Consider the following 16,611-nt stretch of genomic DNA (forward strand, 5'->3'; position numbering starts at 1 on the left):
ATCTCCCTTTCTCCTTACTCCTGAAATTTATGAGGTGTATAGAAATGGATGTAAATTTATTTGATTTTGATTTACCTGAAGAGTTGATTGCTCAGACTCCTTTGTTGGACCGAGAAGCATCGAGACTAATGGTATTACATAAAGAGTCAGGAAATGTAGAGCATAAACAGTTTCCTGATGTGTTAGATTATTTACAAGAGGGCGATTGTTTAGTTTTAAATGAAACAAAAGTAATGCCTGCTAGATTATTTGGTGTGAAAGAAGATACAGGTGCTCAAATTGAAGTATTATTACTTCAACAAGAAGAGCAGGATGTATGGGAAACATTAGTAAAGCCTGCTAAAAGAGTCAAAGAAGGCACAATCATTTTATTTGGAGATGGCAGATTAAAGGCAGAATGTGTAGGTTCTAGTGATCAAGGTGGAAGAAAATTAAAATTCCAATACGATGGGATTTTTTATGAGATCTTAGACCAACTAGGTGAAATGCCACTACCTCCATATATTAAAGAAAAGTTAGAAGATAAAGATCGTTACCAGACAGTATTTGCAAAAGAAATTGGTTCAGCGGCGGCGCCTACTGCAGGTTTACATTTTACAAAAGAACTTTTAGCTAAAGTTCAAGAAAAAGGTGTAAAGTTAGCATTTATTACATTGCATGTAGGTTTAGGTACATTTAGACCAGTAAGTGTAGAATCGATCGAAGAACATGATATGCACTCAGAATACTACTATATGTCTGATGAAACGGCTAAACTGTTAAATGAAACGAAAGCAAACGGTGGTAGAATCATTACTGTCGGAACAACTTCTACTCGTACAGTTGAAACGATTGCTACAGCTAATAATGGTAAGTTTGAAGGGTCTAGTGGTTGGACGTCTATCTTCATTTTCCCAGGATATAAATTTATGGGAATTGATGGGATGATTACGAACTTCCATTTACCAAAATCAACTCTAATTATGCTGATTAGCGCTTTAGCTGGAAGAGAACCAGTTTTATCTGCTTATAAAGAAGCAGTAGATCAAAGATATCGCTTTTTTAGCTTTGGCGATGCAATGTTAATACTTTAAGAATTGAAAGGAATCGAAAAATGACAGCAATTCGTTATGAACATATTAAAACTTGTAAGCAAACAGGTGCGAGATTAGGAATTGTCCATACTCCACATGGTTCATTTGAAACTCCAGCATTTATGCCTGTTGGAACTTTAGCCACTGTTAAAACAATGGCTCCTGAAGATTTAAAAGCAATGGGATCAGGTATTATTTTAAGTAATACTTACCATTTATGGTTAAGACCTGGTCATGAGATTATTAAAAAAGCTGGTGGCTTACATAAATTTATGAACTGGGATCGTGCAATTTTAACAGATTCAGGAGGGTTCCAAGTATTTAGCTTGAGTCAATTCCGAAAAATCGAAGAAGAGGGCGTACATTTCAGAAATCACTTAAATGGCGATAAATTATTCCTTTCACCAGAAAAGGCGATGGAAATTCAAAATGCATTAGGTTCTGACATCATGATGGCGTTTGATGAATGTCCACCATACCCTGCTGAGTATGACTACATGAAACGTTCAGTTGAGAGAACAAGTAGATGGGCAGAGCGTTGTTTAAATTCTCACCAAAGACCAGAGGATCAAGGATTATTTGGAATTGTTCAAGGGGGAGAATACGAAGACCTTCGTAAACAATCTGCAAGAGACTTAGTTTCTTTAGATTTCCCAGGTTATGCAATTGGTGGATTATCAGTTGGAGAACCAAAGGATGTAATGAATAGAGTTTTAGAGTTTACGACACCTTTCCTACCAACGGATAAACCAAGATATTTAATGGGAGTGGGTTCTCCTGACTCATTAATTGATGGCGCAATTCGAGGAGTGGATATGTTTGACTGTGTACTTCCAACGCGTATCGCTCGTAATGGTACATGTATGACTAGCGAAGGACGATTAGTTATAAAGAATGCAAAATATGCAGAGGACTATTCTCCGCTTGATCCTAATTGTGATTGTTATGCATGTAAAAACTATACAAGAGCATATATCCGTCATTTAATCCGATGCGAAGAGACGTTTGGAATGCGTTTGACTACTTACCATAACTTACATTTTCTGTTACAATTAATGGAACAAGTTCGCCAAGCAATCCGCGAAGACCGTTTAGGTGATTTCCGAGAAGAGTTTTTTGAACAATACGGTTTTAATAAGCCGAACGCTAGGAACTTCTAAAATTTACATATTGAAAGGAAGATTAAGATGGGTAATGGTTTAATGGGGATTTTACCTCTAATATTAATGTTCATAGTTTTCTACTTCTTACTAATTCGTCCACAACAAAAGCGTCAAAAGCAAACAGCTTCTATGCAAGCTGGAATTAGCAAAGGCGATATGGTTGTAACAATCGGTGGATTACACGGATTAGTTGATGCTGTTAACGAAGAAAATAATACAATTACATTAAAAACTGCTGATGGATCACGTATGGTATTTGAAAAAAACGCAATTCGTGAAACAAGAAATCAAGCTTAATTTTACTTAATTGTAGCGTAAGAAACGCTAGTTCCTTTTGGGAACTAGCGTTTTGTTTATTTTGTAAGAAATTTAAATTAAGTCTAAAGTGATTTAGATATAACTCAAAAAACTTTATTGATTATAAGATTTATTACTTGCCGCATTCACTCCAAAAATTGACCCTAACATACAAACACCTAAGAAAATACCATGATACATTATTTGTTCCTGTGAAAAAGTTCGATCATAGCCAAGAAACTGTACAAAAAATACAAAAATAGAATACGCTCCACTCGTTAATAATCCAAGAATCCAACCTTTTTCTTTCCCTTTCGCTCCTGTAACAAAACCACCAATTAACATAACGATAAATGAGAGGATAAGAGTAGTTGTTGTGACACTTGCTTCTGTAAGTGAAGTTAGTTTAAGTAATAATGATAAAATCAAACTAATTGACAATACTAATAATAGAATAGTTAAAAAGCCAAAAGAGACAGCTACAGCTGTTTTTTTCATTCATATTCCCCCTTGTACACTCTTTTAATACAAGCATATTCATGAGATGAATTTTTAGAATACTTATAGGGCAATTACAAATAGTAAAATTATGAACAAAATTCTACTATTATTTTCTTTATGGGAAATTAGTAGGGTTTGGATTCATATTTACAGGTGTCAGTGCTAGCTTAAGATCAATTTTTTTGAAAATCAACAAGTTTTGGATGTGAGGGTAAGTAAAATGGAATTAGGTTCTATGACGATTCGTACCATTTTAATCTATTTAATTATTGCATTTTTCTTTCGGATAATGGGTAAGAGAGAAATAGGTGAGTTAAGTTTATTAGATCTAGTCGTTTATATTTTATTAACTGAAATAGCAGCAATCGGGATCGAAAACCATAATGATCCGATCGTAAAAGTAATCTATCCAATGTTTTTAATTGTAGTTATCCAAATAATTTTTTCTTTAATTTCGCTAAAAAGTGTTAAATTTAGAAAAATATTAGATGGACATCCTGTATTAATCATTAGTAAAGGTAAAGTTTTAGAGAAAGAGATGAAAAAACAAAGATACACATTTGACGACCTATTACTCCAACTAAGAGAAAAGGATATTGGAGATGTACGGGATGTTGACTATGCATTACTAGAACCTACAGGAAAATTATCCATATTTAAAAAGGAAATAAACGGTGATATAAATTATAGCTCACTCACATTTCCACTAATATTAGATGGCATCGTACAAGAAGATAATTTAAATCAGTATCATAAAGATAAACAGTGGTTATTAGAAGAGTTAAAAAAACATGGATATGATGAATTCAAACAAGTATCTTATTGTAGCTTACGAGGCGGAGAAATATTTTTTGATAAGAAAGACGAATAATTTAGGATTTAGAAATATCAGTATCCTGTAGTGGAAATTAACTAACATATACATAAAAGAAAATTAATAAACCACAAAGAACATTTAATTACTTTGTGGCTTCAGAGTTTTGAAATATAAAACGGTCAGTAACAAGCCGTACATTAAGTGAACATTTTAATGATTAAATTACGTATAGAAAAACAATTTCAAATGATTATTATAATACGTTGGTGTTCGATCTTAATTGACCTACAAATTGATTAACAAACTTTTATGCTACCCTTAGTAAAGGATTTTAAATTAGATTTTTTAGTGTAAACTTTTTTTGATGAAAAAGTTGATTGGAGCTGATGTTGCTCGACTCCTATGGGATTAGCGGGAAGGCTGAGACCCCGCAGGCTTGCCGAGGAGGCTAAAGAATCTCGCCCCATGGAAAGCGAGCATCCTGTAGTGGAAATCAACATCAATCAACTCCTTTACGAAAATTTGATAACTAGTTTACAAAAGTGTTTTTCAACAGAGTGAAACCACAAAGTACGTTAATTACTTTGTGGTTTTGTTATGATCTATTCTATTGTCCATTATCTTGTAATTAACTTTTTAAAGAATGGGATTCGAATGATCTCATCTTTCTTAACTAGATTAAATAATAGAATTAATAAGATATACATTAAAGTGACAACCGAAATACTTGCTAAGGTTTGTACTAATAATGAGGATGAAAAAACTACGTATTCTTTGATGAATTTTCCGACATAAATACAAATTCCTAAAATGACTAGACAATAAACATAATCCTTAACGAAAATTGAAAAGTTGATGGCTTTTAATACAGTGAAATAGTGAAGTACCGTTATTGTTACAATACTAATATTCATAGCTAACGCAACGCCGTTAATACCAAACTTTGGATTTGTAGCTAGTAATAAAATACTAGCAATTTTAACGACCGAACCGACAAAGCTATTAATCATGGCTGAATTTGCAAGATTAAGTGCCTGCAATACAGCTTGTAGTGGTCCTTGGAAATAGTAAAAAATAAAGCAAGGTGCTAAAAGTAATATAAAATTTGTAGCTTGGTCACTTTTGTACATTAGTGTTAAAATCGGTGAGGCAAAGACGTATAAAATAACAACAGACCAACCACCCGCAATCATTGAGTAGCGTAGTGCTTGCTGCAATCTTCTTTCAACAGTTACACGATCTTTTTTGGCCATTGCTTCACTAATCGCTGGCACAAGTGCTGTAGATAGTGCATAAGTAATAAACGCTGGTAAAAGTAATAGAGGTAAAGCATATCCTGCAAGCAATCCATATTGTTTAGTTGCAACAGCTGCGGTTACCCCTGCAATCGCTAAACTTTGTGAGACAACTATTGGTTCTAAAAACATTGATATTGAACCAATTAAACGACTTCCAGTTGTTGGTAGAGCAATACTTAATAGGTCGCTAAGAGTTTTTCTTCCCTCTTTAATATTGTTCTTAAATCCAGAAATGAACTTTGCATTTTTTTCTTTCTTAAAAACATAAAGCATATAAATTAAAGAAGCTAATTCCCCTAATACAGAAGAGATAATGGCGCCACTAGCGGCAAATTCAACTCCATATGGTAAAAAAGTTTTAGTACAAACTGCAACTAGTACTATACGAACAACTTGTTCAATAACTTGGGAAAAGGAAGAAGGTCGCATATTCTGAACGCCTTGAAAATATCCACGTAATACTGATGAAATAGCAATAATTGGAACAACTGGTGCGATGGCAATTAGTGGGTACATAGTCCTTTCGTCCGTTAATAAGTTTTTAGCAATATAAGGGGATAAAAATATCATTGCTGTTGTAAAAATAATACTTAATATGCCAGTTATTGACATTGATACAGCTAAAATCTTTTTTATCCGATCTTGTCTATTTTGAGCAACTGCTTCTGCAATTAATTTTGAGATGGCAATTGGTAAGCCGAGCTGTGTAAGCGTCATGACCAAAAATAGTGTCGGGACTGCCATCATAAATAATCCTACGCCTTCTTCACCCATTATTCTTGCTACAACAATACGATTAAAAAACCCTAAAATTCTTGTGATGAGCCCTGCAATAAGTAAAAAAAACGTTCCTCTTAAAAACGTTTGCTTTGTCATTACTTTTACCACCTTCTCAAACAGCCTAGAATGATTTACAATTATATATATGCTATAAATGTAGGCAAGCATGACAAGTTAGTTCAACATCTAGGAAATGAATATGAAGGTCTAAAATCATTTTTCTAAAAATACAGAAAATTAGGGGGGAAGAGTATGTCGACTTTTCATCAACAAGCTGCAGAATTTAAACCTAAGCTACAGGTAGTAATTGAAAGTAAACTGGATGAATTTAGAATGCTTGGATTCGATACTGTCAGTGAGGATGAATTATGGGAATGCCTCGAAAGAACCATATGGCGAAAGAAAGAGGACGAACCAAAGCTTTTTCAACTGGTAGAAGACATACTCTCATTAACTGTAAACGATTATATGAATTATATTCGAATCGAAGCATTTAAATCACCTACTTGGCAGTTTGGGGAGTCAGTTTAACCATTAATTGACAATAAAAAAATTGCATTTGTATAATATAAGAATGAAAACATACCATTTTCGTACTAGAACTTGAACTAGTTAGAGGAGGAAATTCACAACATGGTGAAGCGTAACAGAATTGTTGCCTTCTTCTTAATTATTGCTGTATTAGCAGCAGTAATCGGCACAACTGTATTTGGTACCGCGAATAATATTAAGCTTGGTCTAGATTTACAGGGCGGGTTTGAGGTGCTTTACAAAGTTAAGCCGATTAAGAAAAGCGACAAAATTAACAAAAATGTTTTAGTAAGTACAGCAAAAGCTCTTGAAAAACGTGTAAACGTATTAGGAGTAAGTGAACCAAACATTCAAATCGAAGGGAAAGATCGTATTCGTGTACAATTGGCTGGTGTAAAAGATCAAGCTAAAGCACGTGATATTCTTTCTACTGAAGCGAACTTAACAATTCGTGACGTAAATGATAAGGTTCTGATGACTGGAGCGGATTTAAAAGAAGGCGCTTCAAAGCAAACATTTGACCAAATGGGTAAACCTAGTGTATCAATCACATTTAAGGATGCCTCTAAGGTTAAAGATGTTACAAGTAAAGTATTAAAAATGGGTGCTCCAAATAATATGATGGTTATTTGGTTAGATTTCAAAGAAGGACAAGACTCTTTCAAAAAGGAATCTGCAAAAGCGAAGCCTAAATTCTTATCAGCAGCTAGTGTAAATCAAGTATTTACAGACGATTCACTTTCTATTGTAGGCTCTACATTTACGGTTGAAAGTGCAAAAGAACTATCAGACTTATTAAATGCAGGGGCACTTCCAGTACACCTTAAAGAAATGTATTCAACATCAATCGGTGCAAAATTTGGTACAGATGCTCTTCATGAAACAATTTTTGCTGGAATTATTGGTGTGGCAGTAATTTTCTTATTTATGCTTTATTTCTATCGCTTACCAGGTTTAATCGCAAGCATCATGTTAATGGCATATACTTATGTAACATTACTAGTATTTGACGGCATGAATGCAGTATTAACACTTCCGGGTATAGCTGCATTAATACTTGGTGTTGGTATTGCAGTAGATAATAATATCATTACCTTTGAGAGATTGAAGGACGAGCTAAAACTAGGAAAATCAGTTGCATCGGCGTATCGTGCAGGTAATCAGCGTTCATTTGGAACGATTTTTGATGCTAATATTACAACTTTACTTGCTGCTGTAGTATTGTTCTCATTTGGTACAAGCTCAGTAAAAGGATTTGCAACAAGTTTAATTGTAAGTATTTTAGTAAGCTTTTTAACTGCAGTATTCGGTACTCGTTTATTACTTTCTTTATTAGTTCAAAGTCGTTACTTAAATAATAAGAAAACATGGTTTGGTATTAAACAAAGTGAAATTCTTGGTTTAAATCATAACCTAGCACATCCTCCTACAAAATATGATAAAGTCGATTTTGTAAGCGTAGGTCGAAAATTTGTTTATTTTTCAATTGTTACAGTAGTTGTCGGGGTTATTCTACTTTCTATTTTCCGATTAAATTTAGGAATTGATTTTGCAAGTGGTACACGTGTAACATTTGAATCAAAATCAGTAGTTACAAAACAAGTTGTTAATGATGAAATTTCAAAAATGAACTTGAAGCCAGAAAGTATTACTATTTCAACAAATGATGCAAAAACAGGTTCAATCGTATTTAAAGGCGTATTAACAAAAAATCAAATTAATGATTTGAAAAAAGATTTTACGACTAAATTTGGGGTAGAACCAAACGTAAGTACTGTTGATCCAGTAGTTGGTAGAGAATTAGCAGCTAATGCCGTTAAAGCATTGATTATCGCGTCAGCAGGTATCATTCTTTACGTATCATTACGTTTCCAATTCTCATATGCAATTGCTTCAGTAATTGCCCTACTACATGATGCATTCTTCATTGTTGTAGTGTTTAGTATTTTTAGATTAGAAGTAGATATTACTTTCATCGCAGCGGTTCTAACGATTGTTGGTTATTCGATTAATGACTCGATCGTTACATTTGACCGAGTACGTGAAAATATGAAGCTTAAGAAGAAAATTCGTTCTAGAGAAGAATTGAAACAAGTTGTAAATGAATCAATTCGTCAAACTTTAGGCCGATCTGTTAAAACAGTTCTTACTGTACTATTAGCAGTACTTGCATTGCTTATATTCGGAAGTCATGCAATTCTTAACTTCTCACTTGCATTATTAATAGGTTTAGTTGTTGGAACATATTCTTCAATCTTTATTGCTTCACAAATTTGGTTATTTATTAAAGGTCGCCAACTTGATAAAAACCAAGTAATTGATGTTGAAGAAGCTAAATAATTAAAAAGAGTATAAGCTCATGCTTATACTCTTTTTTTCATGTTAGCGAAAAAAAGAATTTATCAATTAAAAAAGTAAGGTCTTTTTGATTTCCACTACAGAATGCTCGCTTTCCGTGGGGCTAGATTCTTGAGCCTCCTCGTCACGTACGTTCCTGCGGGGTCTCAGCCTTCCCGCATCTCCCACAGGAGTCGAGCACCCTTTCGTTCCAATCAACTCCTCATCAAAAAAAGTTTATCTTTAAGAATTTTGGAATAATCTTTTAGAGAAAGTGCAAATAAAAGAACATTTCTTTAATAATTAGGAAAACTATAAATAAGGCCATTGAATCATGAAGAAAGAGAAAAAACAAAGGAATAGAAGAAATTACATAAAATCAAAAAATAAAAATAAATCTTCTTCTTAATTTGTGTTCATAGATTGGTTTAAACTTTTTAACAAACAATATTACATAACTAAAATCAACCCAACATATCAAAAAATTTTAGTGTTCCATTTTTCAATTGAATATATTTTATTTATAAACGTTGAAAAATAGTATAGGCGCATGCTTATACTCTTTTTTGTATTAAATTCATTATGATTTGAAGATAATAATATAATGTGTTAATAATGATTAGTGTATTTTTTAGAGTTAGAAAAAGGGAAGTAGGTAAAGTATATGGAACAGGAAGAGCGTTATAAGGAAGCCAGGAAAGGGGCTTATATCGGAATATATGGAAATTTACTTCTAGCAATTGTTAAAGCAGTTATAGGATATATTGGAAATAGTAAAGCGTTAATGGCAGATGCGGTACATTCTGCGTCAGATGTGGTCGGTTCGATCGCGGTTTTATTTGGTTTAAGAGCTGCTAAGATGCCTCCAGATGAGGATCATCCTTATGGACATGGTAAAGCTGAATCAATTGCTGCAATTATTGTTGCTGTACTATTATTTATTGTTGGAATTGAAATAACTAAATCCTCTATAACTGCATTTTTTAAACCAGTGCATCCACCAGAGCTAATCGCTTTATTAGCAGCTTTTATATCAATATTTTTAAAAGAATGGATGTTTCGCTATAAATATGCTTTAGGGAAAAGGTTAAATAGTGACGCAATCATCGCTAATGCATATGAACATCGCTCCGATGTATACTCATCTGCTGCAGCTATGGTTGGTATTGGAATTGCAATTCTAGGTACTAAATTTAATATGCCAGTACTTTTATATGCAGACCCTGCCGCTGGTCTTATTGTAGCAATTATGATTTTAAAAATGGCTTGGGATATAGGTGCAGAATCAATACATACGACAATGGATCATGTCCTTCATGAAGAAGATATTGAACCTTATAAAGAAATTGTTAGTAACGTAGAAGGAGTTAAAGAAATAAATTCTCTCTATGCAAGGGAACACGGCTATTACGTCATAATCGATATAAAAGTCTCAGTAGATCCATATATAACGGTTGAAGAAGGACATAAAATCGGTAAAAATGTTAAAGCACAGTTGATGGAACAAAAAGATGTGGAAAATGTTTTTGTCCATATTAATCCATATAATGATAAAAATAACTCTTTCATCCAATAAGTTTACTTTAGTATAATAGTACAGTTAGGGGTGAGAGTATTGTTAAAGTCAAAAGCACGTTGGAAACCGAAATTATCGAATCACCAAGAAGAGCAATTATTAAGTAAAGAATTACAGATTTCCCCTCTATTAGCTAAACTACTTGTTACTCGTGGATTTAATAAAGTAGATGCAGCAAGTAAGTTTTTATATGAAGATCAAATGAGCTTTCATGACCCGTTTTTATTAGAGGGTATGGATATTGCAATTGACAGAGTATTTCAAGCGATTGAAGAAAATGAAAAAATATTAATTTTTGGCGATTATGATGCAGATGGAGTTAGCAGTACTTCAGTATTGTATTTAACATTAATCGAACTAGAAGCAAATGTAGATTTTTATATACCAAATCGTTTTACTGAAGGATATGGTCCAAATAAGAATGCATTTAAATGGGCGAATGACCAAGGTTATTCATTAATCATTACTGTAGATACAGGTATTTCTGCAGCAGAGGAAGTTAATTTTGCAAATGAACTAGGTGTGGATGTAATTATTACGGATCATCATGAACCACCAGAGGAATTACCAAACGCTATTGCGATTATTCATCCAAAGCTAAGTCCGAGCTATCCTTTTAAAGAACTAGCTGGTGTAGGAGTTGTGTTTAAATTCGCTTCCGCATTATTAGGTAGAGAACCAGAGGAATATTTGGAACTAGTTTCAATTGGTACAGTTGCTGATTTAGTACCTTTGGTTGATGAAAATCGTTTAATCGTAAAAAAAGGTGTAAGGCAACTAAAGCAAACTAAGCGTGAAGGACTAAGAGCTCTTTTAGAAATTAGTGGAACTACAACAGATTCAATTACCGAAGAAACAATTGGATTTGCAATTGGTCCTAGAATTAATGCAGTTGGTAGACTTGGTGATGCTAAGCCTGCAGTAGAGTTAGTTTTAGAAAATGATAGAGCACTTGCTAAAAAAAGAGCAGAGCAAATTGAAATTCTAAATAAGGAGCGACAAGAATTAGTTTCACGTATGACAGAAGAGGCAATTAAGCAAGTAAAAGAGCTTGATTCATCTTGTTCAAATAAAGTGATTATTGTCGCAAAAGAAGGCTGGAATGCAGGAGTAGTTGGGATCGTTGCTTCGAAATTAGTTGATCGCTTCTACAAGCCAGTAATTGTTCTAAGTATCGATCGTGAAAAAGGAATAGCAAAAGGTTCAGCAAGAAGCATTGAAGGTTTTTCTCTATTTGAAAACTTAACAAAATGTAAAGATATTTTACCTCATTTTGGAGGTCATACACTTGCTGCTGGTATGACATTGGCAATTGAAGATGTCGAGCTATTAAGACATCGTTTAAATGAATATGCAGATCAAATTATGACAGATGAAGATTTTATCCCGTTAAAAGAAGTCGATTTAAACTGTGAGGCTAGTGAAGTTTCAATCTCATTTATTAATGAATTAAATATGCTAGCACCTTTTGGGATGCATAACCCAAAACCTGTTTTAGAAATAAACGAGGTTGATGCTCTAAATATTAAACAAATCGGTAATGAAGGTGCACATCTTAAAGTACAACTAAAAGATGAGGTTACATTCCTTGATGCCGTAGGGTTTGGATTTGGACATGTTGCTAATGAAATTGCAAGTGGATCAAAAGTATCATGCTTAGGAATGGCTTCTATTAACGAATGGAATGGTAAACGAAAGCCGCAGTTAATGATCCATGATATTAAAGTAAATCATTGGCAGTTATTTGACTTAAGAGGTCAAGAGCCACATCGATTAACTTTACCTTCAACCGAAGAAAAATTCATATTTTTACATCAATCATCAAATGAATATGAAAATTTAAAGTCTAAATATCCTATTTCTAAGTTTGTTGCATATGAAGATGTACTAAACTTAGATGTTAATATACAAAATAACTATGTGATCCTACTTGATTTACCTAGTTCTGAAAATGATTTGAAAGAAGTTTTTCGTAATGGGTTATCAGAACGTATCTACTTAATTTTTAATCAAGAAGAATTACATTTCTTCTCACCAATACCAAGTAGAGAAAGTTTTAAAAAATTCTATTCGATCTTAGCAAATACAAATCCATTTGACATGAACATGTATGAAGTGGCATTATGTCGTAAGATGGGTTGGAAAAAAGAACAAGTCGATTTTATGACAAAGGTGTTTTTTGATTTAGAATTTGTTACAATAGAGGATGGAAAAATTCGTTTGTTGCCACAAACTGAGAAGAAAGATCTCTCTTTATCTAATACGTATGCAAAAAAATTAGCTAGTATTGAACTAGAACGCTTATTTCTGTACTCAAAATGTGATGAATTAACTACATTTTTTCAAAATATGAAAAGTCATTTTTCCGAAAATGGGGAGGCACTTATTTAATGAATTTAAAAGATTATATAACGATCGTACCGGACTGGCCAAAAGAAGGCGTTCAGTTTAAAGATATTTCATCATTAATGAATGATGGAAAAGCTTATAAAGAAGCAACAGATCAAATCGTAGCTTATGCGAAAGAAAAAGATGTTGATTTAGTAGTTGGACCAGAAGCTCGTGGATTTATCGTTGGTTGTCCAATTTCTTACGCTTTAGAAATAGGTTTTGCACCTGTTCGTAAGCCAGGTAAATTACCTCGTGAAGTAATTAGCTACAACTACGATTTAGAATATGGTACAAATACGTTGACAATGCATAAAGATGCTATTAAACCAGGTCAACGTATACTGATCACTGATGATTTATTAGCTACTGGTGGTACGATTGAAGCTACAATCAAACTAATTGAAGAATTAGGTGGAATTGTAGTTGGTATTGCTTTCTTAATTGAGCTTTCTTACTTAGAAGGTCGTAAAAAATTAGAAGGCTATGATATATTTACACTAATGACATATTAATATTTAACATATGATAATGTTATCTAGACAGGGTACTCTGAATAATCAGAGTGCTCTTTTTCTATCAAAGATCTGCAAAAAAAAATGAAATTTGACGACTCCTGCTTTACAAAAAACGAAATTTTCATGATAATAGAAGAAATAATGATTTAAGGTGATTAGATGGCTACTGAGCAAGTTTTGACAGCAGAACAGGTTTTAGAGCAAGCGTCCCATTATTTAAAAGAAGATGATGTGGCGTTTATTAAACGTGCTTATGAATATGCTCGTGACGCACATAGTGAGCAATTTCGTAAGTCAGGTGAACCATATATTATACACCCGGTTCAAGTAGCAGGTATCCTAGTTGGCTTAGAGATGGATGCTACAACCATTAGTGCTGGGTTTCTTCATGATGTAGTAGAGGATACTGAAGTATCTAAAGAGGACTTAGAGAACCAATTTGGCAAAGAAGTATCTATGCTTGTAGATGGTGTAACAAAGTTAGGTAAAATCAAGTTTAAATCGAAGGAAGAACAGCAAGCTGAAAATCATCGCAAAATGTTTGTAGCGATGGCACAGGACTTGAGAGTAATATTAATTAAATTAGCCGATCGCCTTCACAATATGAGAACGTTAAAACACTTACCTCAAGAAAAACGTATGCGAATTGCGAATGAAACGTTAGAAATATTTGCACCGCTAGCTCATCGACTAGGGATTAGTAAAGTAAAGTGGGAGCTTGAAGATACAGCGTTACGCTATTTAAATCCACAGCAATACTATCGAATAGTTAACTTAATGAAGCGAAAAAGAGCAGAGCGCGAGCAATATTTAGAAGAGGTTATTAACGAAATCTCAACTCAACTTGAAGATGTCGAAATTAAAACAGAAATTTCTGGACGTCCTAAGCATATTTATAGCATTTACCATAAAATGGCTAAGCAAAATAAACAATTTAACGAGATTTATGACTTATTAGCTGTACGTGTGATTGTTAATAGTATTAAAGATTGCTACGCTGTTTTAGGCGTTATTCATACATGCTGGAAACCGATGCCAGGTCGTTTTAAAGATTATATTGCAATGCCTAAGGCGAATCTGTATCAATCTCTTCATACGACTGTAATCGGTCCAAAAGGTGAACCACTAGAAGTGCAAATTCGAACACAAGAAATGCACCAAATTGCTGAATATGGTGTTGCAGCACACTGGGCATACAAAGAAGATAATGCAAATCTTCCTTCACAAAAAACTTTAGAAAATAAATTAAGTTGGTTCCGTGAAATTATCGAATGGCAAGATAATTCTACAAATGCAGAAGAGTTCATGGAATCGGTAAAAATGGACTTATTCTCTGATATGGTTTTTGTATTTACTCCAAAAGGTGATGTTTATGAATTACCACTAGGATCTGTTCCAATCGATTTTGCTTACCGAATTCACTCTGAAATCGGAAATAAAACAATTGGTTCAAAAGTAAATGGAAAAATGGTCCCACTTGATTATAAACTTAAAACCGGTGATATCGTTGAGATTATGACATCGAAGCATTCGTATGGACCTAGCCAAGACTGGTTAAAGGTCGCTCAGTCTTCACACGCTAAAAATAAAATACGTCAATATTTTAAAAAGCAAAGAAGAGAAGAGAATGTTGAAAAGGGCAAGGAATTAGTTGAAAAAGAAATTAAAGCATTAGAATGTGATTTAAAAGAAGTATTAACGTCTGAAAATTTAAAACGCGTCGCAGAGAAATTTAATTTCTCTAATGCAGAAGATATGTATGCAGCCGTTGGATACAATGGAATTACTGCAACACAGATTGCTCACCGTTTAACAGATAAATTCCGCAAACGTACTGAAATTGAGCTAGAAGACCGATTAAAAGAACTTTCTTCGGACCTTAAAAAAGCTCCATCACGTCGTAAAGATGCTGGTATTTCTGTAAAAGGTGTAGATAATTTATTAATCCGCTTATCAAAATGCTGTAATCCTGTACCTGGTGATGATATTGTTGGCTATATCACAAAAGGCAGAGGAATCTCAGTTCATAGAAGCGATTGTGTAAACATGTTAAATGATAGTGAAGAAGATCGTTTTATTGAAGTTGATTGGGAGGAAAGCCCTACGTTCGAACGTGATTATAACGTTGATATCGAAATTTTCGGTTACGATCGTCGTGGTCTTTTAAATGAAGTTCTTTCAGTTGTAAATGAAACAAAAACAAATATCTCTTCAGTAACAGGGAAAAATGACCGAAATAAAATGGCAACTATTACAATGAGTTTGTCCATTCGTAATATAAACCACCTGCAAAAAGTAGTGGATAAGGTTAAACAAATTCCAGACATATACTCTGTGAGACGTATTTTCCACTAATAGGAGGTGCCGAAAGTGAAAGTATTATTACAGCGCACAAAAGAAGCAAAAGTCGTTGTAGACGGACAAGTAGTAGGTCAAATATCTAAAGGTTTATTATTGTTAGTTGGAATAACGCATGAAGACACGATAGAAGATGTTAAATATTGCGCTGACAAAGCAGTTAACCTAAGAATTTTTGAAGATGAACTTGGAAAAATGAATTTATCATTAAATGATGTTGGAGGCCAGGTTCTATCTGTTTCTCAATTCACTTTATATGGCGATACGAGAAAAGGTAGACGTCCAAGCTTCACAGATGCAGCCAAGCCAGAAATCGCAAATGAATTATACGAATATTTTAATTCGTATTTACGCGAACAAGGTTACGAAGTACAAACCGGTATTTTTGGTGCAGATATGGATGTAACATTTACAAACTGGGGACCAATTACAATTATGATTGAAAGTAAATAATCCAATTTTCAACCTCCTTTTCCAAAAAGGAGGCATTTTTTTTAATAAAAAAAATTATTAAAATAATAACTTCAAATAGCGAATATATTGAAGTACACGGGTTCTTTCAAAGAATTTAGAGGAGGTCATTATATGGACATAATTACAATCGTGTTAATCCTTATCGCTGGTGTAATTTTGTTTACGATCTTCAAAAGTTTCTTAAAAGCACTTTTATTTGTTATTTTAATCATCCTAGTTTATTACGGATTAATGCATTTCATAGACGGATCAGTTGAAAGCATTCAATCTACTTTGAGAATATTTATTTAAACCATGGTATGTACCATGGTTTTTTTTTGAAAGCAACTGCAAATAAATTTTCAAGACTGCAAATAAACATCAATTTGCAAAAAATATCGTTAAATTTAACTAATTATTTTCTACTTCTACTAATATCTACGTTAAAGACTACTTAAATTTAATCAATTTCCACCTCTTTTTTTCTGAATCCATAGAACTAATTAAAATTGCTTAACCCT

14 protein-coding genes are annotated in these 16,611 nt (G+C 33.4%); 12 read left to right on the plus strand and 2 right to left on the minus strand.

Annotation, left to right across the window (positions count from 1 at the left end):
* The first annotated feature begins 44 nt into the window (after positions 1–44).
* The 3 genes from queA to yajC are packed head-to-tail and all read left to right on the plus strand — an operon-like array spanning position 45 to position 2,533.
* Positions 45–1,073 carry a tRNA preQ1(34) S-adenosylmethionine ribosyltransferase-isomerase QueA gene (gene queA / locus ACFWM3_RS02015; protein ID WP_056472619.1) on the plus strand — a complete coding sequence of 343 codons (1,029 nt, stop codon included), beginning with the start codon at positions 45–47 and terminating at the stop codon, positions 1,071–1,073.
* Positions 1,074–1,093: 20 nt separating this feature from the next.
* Positions 1,094–2,233 (plus strand): tRNA guanosine(34) transglycosylase Tgt, encoded by a 1,140-nt coding sequence (gene tgt, locus ACFWM3_RS02020; RefSeq protein WP_056472622.1) that lies wholly within the window; start codon positions 1,094–1,096, stop codon positions 2,231–2,233.
* Positions 2,234–2,260: 27 nt separating this feature from the next.
* The gene (gene yajC, locus ACFWM3_RS02025; RefSeq protein WP_286131712.1) at positions 2,261–2,533 is read left to right on the plus strand and encodes a preprotein translocase subunit YajC; all 273 of its coding nucleotides are present in this window, start codon (positions 2,261–2,263) and stop codon (positions 2,531–2,533) included.
* Between the two features lie 114 nt (positions 2,534–2,647).
* Here yajC and ACFWM3_RS02030 read toward each other — a convergent pair whose 3' ends face one another.
* Positions 2,648–3,031 carry a TIGR04086 family membrane protein gene (locus ACFWM3_RS02030; RefSeq protein WP_056472625.1) on the minus strand — a complete coding sequence of 128 codons (384 nt, stop codon included), beginning with the start codon at positions 3,029–3,031 and terminating at the stop codon, positions 2,648–2,650.
* A 223-nt stretch (positions 3,032–3,254) separates the two neighbouring features.
* Here ACFWM3_RS02030 and ACFWM3_RS02035 point away from each other — a divergent pair, with 223 nt between their 5' ends.
* Positions 3,255–3,905 (plus strand): DUF421 domain-containing protein, encoded by a 651-nt coding sequence (locus ACFWM3_RS02035; RefSeq protein WP_056472628.1) that lies wholly within the window; start codon positions 3,255–3,257, stop codon positions 3,903–3,905.
* A gap of 563 nt (positions 3,906–4,468) precedes the next feature.
* On the opposite strand, the gene spoVB is transcribed toward ACFWM3_RS02035, so the two are convergent.
* Entirely contained in the window at positions 4,469–6,025 is a 1,557-nt protein-coding gene (spoVB, locus tag ACFWM3_RS02040) for a stage V sporulation protein B (RefSeq protein ID WP_390309921.1), read from the minus strand.
* A gap of 156 nt (positions 6,026–6,181) precedes the next feature.
* On the opposite strand from spoVB, the gene ACFWM3_RS02045 reads away from it, so the two are divergent.
* The 8 genes from ACFWM3_RS02045 to ACFWM3_RS02080 all read left to right on the plus strand — a co-directional run bounded on the left by ACFWM3_RS02045 (position 6,182) and on the right by ACFWM3_RS02080 (position 16,402).
* Positions 6,182–6,460, plus strand: a complete 279-nt coding sequence (locus ACFWM3_RS02045; protein ID WP_098860227.1) for a post-transcriptional regulator — start codon at positions 6,182–6,184, stop codon at positions 6,458–6,460.
* 102 nt (positions 6,461–6,562) lie between these two features.
* Positions 6,563–8,800, plus strand: coding sequence for a protein translocase subunit SecDF (secDF, locus tag ACFWM3_RS02050; RefSeq protein ID WP_390309923.1), 2,238 nt, complete (start codon positions 6,563–6,565; stop codon positions 8,798–8,800).
* Between the two features lie 661 nt (positions 8,801–9,461).
* The gene (locus tag ACFWM3_RS02055; protein ID WP_390309925.1) at positions 9,462–10,373 is read left to right on the plus strand and encodes a cation diffusion facilitator family transporter; all 912 of its coding nucleotides are present in this window, start codon (positions 9,462–9,464) and stop codon (positions 10,371–10,373) included.
* 39 nt (positions 10,374–10,412) lie between these two features.
* Positions 10,413–12,764, plus strand: a complete 2,352-nt coding sequence (recJ, locus tag ACFWM3_RS02060) for a single-stranded-DNA-specific exonuclease RecJ (protein WP_390309926.1) — start codon at positions 10,413–10,415, stop codon at positions 12,762–12,764.
* Positions 12,764–13,276 carry an adenine phosphoribosyltransferase gene (locus tag ACFWM3_RS02065; protein WP_056472646.1) on the plus strand — a complete coding sequence of 171 codons (513 nt, stop codon included), beginning with the start codon at positions 12,764–12,766 and terminating at the stop codon, positions 13,274–13,276. Before recJ ends, ACFWM3_RS02065 begins: the two co-directional genes overlap by 1 nt.
* A gap of 162 nt (positions 13,277–13,438) precedes the next feature.
* Positions 13,439–15,634, plus strand: a complete 2,196-nt coding sequence (locus tag ACFWM3_RS02070) for a RelA/SpoT family protein (RefSeq protein WP_056472649.1) — start codon at positions 13,439–13,441, stop codon at positions 15,632–15,634.
* A 15-nt stretch (positions 15,635–15,649) separates the two neighbouring features.
* On the plus strand, positions 15,650–16,090 hold the full coding sequence (dtd, locus tag ACFWM3_RS02075) for a D-aminoacyl-tRNA deacylase (RefSeq protein ID WP_056472654.1): 441 nt from the start codon (positions 15,650–15,652) through the stop codon (positions 16,088–16,090).
* A gap of 132 nt (positions 16,091–16,222) precedes the next feature.
* Positions 16,223–16,402 (plus strand): hypothetical protein, encoded by a 180-nt coding sequence (locus ACFWM3_RS02080; RefSeq protein WP_390309928.1) that lies wholly within the window; start codon positions 16,223–16,225, stop codon positions 16,400–16,402.
* Positions 16,403–16,611: the final 209 nt, after the last annotated feature.

Source organism: Gottfriedia sp. NPDC058432 (assembly GCF_042721555.1).
In the GTDB taxonomy this organism is placed as follows: domain Bacteria; phylum Bacillota; class Bacilli; order Bacillales; family Bacillaceae_G; genus Gottfriedia.

Excerpts from the sequence above, each read along its gene's own strand:
- queA (WP_056472619.1), top strand. The coding sequence starts at position 45 with ATGGATGTAAATTTATTTGATTTTGATTTACCTGAAGAGTTGATTGCT.
- tgt (WP_056472622.1), top strand. The coding sequence starts at position 1,094 with ATGACAGCAATTCGTTATGAACATATTAAAACTTGTAAGCAAACAGGT.
- yajC (WP_286131712.1), top strand. The coding sequence starts at position 2,261 with ATGGGTAATGGTTTAATGGGGATTTTACCTCTAATATTAATGTTCATA.
- ACFWM3_RS02030 (WP_056472625.1), bottom strand. The coding sequence starts at position 3,031 with ATGAAAAAAACAGCTGTAGCTGTCTCTTTTGGCTTTTTAACTATTCTA.
- ACFWM3_RS02035 (WP_056472628.1), top strand. The coding sequence starts at position 3,255 with ATGGAATTAGGTTCTATGACGATTCGTACCATTTTAATCTATTTAATT.
- spoVB (WP_390309921.1), bottom strand. The coding sequence starts at position 6,025 with ATGACAAAGCAAACGTTTTTAAGAGGAACGTTTTTTTTACTTATTGCA.
- ACFWM3_RS02045 (WP_098860227.1), top strand. The coding sequence starts at position 6,182 with ATGTCGACTTTTCATCAACAAGCTGCAGAATTTAAACCTAAGCTACAG.
- secDF (WP_390309923.1), top strand. The coding sequence starts at position 6,563 with ATGGTGAAGCGTAACAGAATTGTTGCCTTCTTCTTAATTATTGCTGTA.
- ACFWM3_RS02055 (WP_390309925.1), top strand. The coding sequence starts at position 9,462 with ATGGAACAGGAAGAGCGTTATAAGGAAGCCAGGAAAGGGGCTTATATC.
- ACFWM3_RS02065 (WP_056472646.1), top strand. The coding sequence starts at position 12,764 with ATGAATTTAAAAGATTATATAACGATCGTACCGGACTGGCCAAAAGAA.
- ACFWM3_RS02070 (WP_056472649.1), top strand. The coding sequence starts at position 13,439 with ATGGCTACTGAGCAAGTTTTGACAGCAGAACAGGTTTTAGAGCAAGCG.
- ACFWM3_RS02080 (WP_390309928.1), top strand. The coding sequence starts at position 16,223 with ATGGACATAATTACAATCGTGTTAATCCTTATCGCTGGTGTAATTTTG.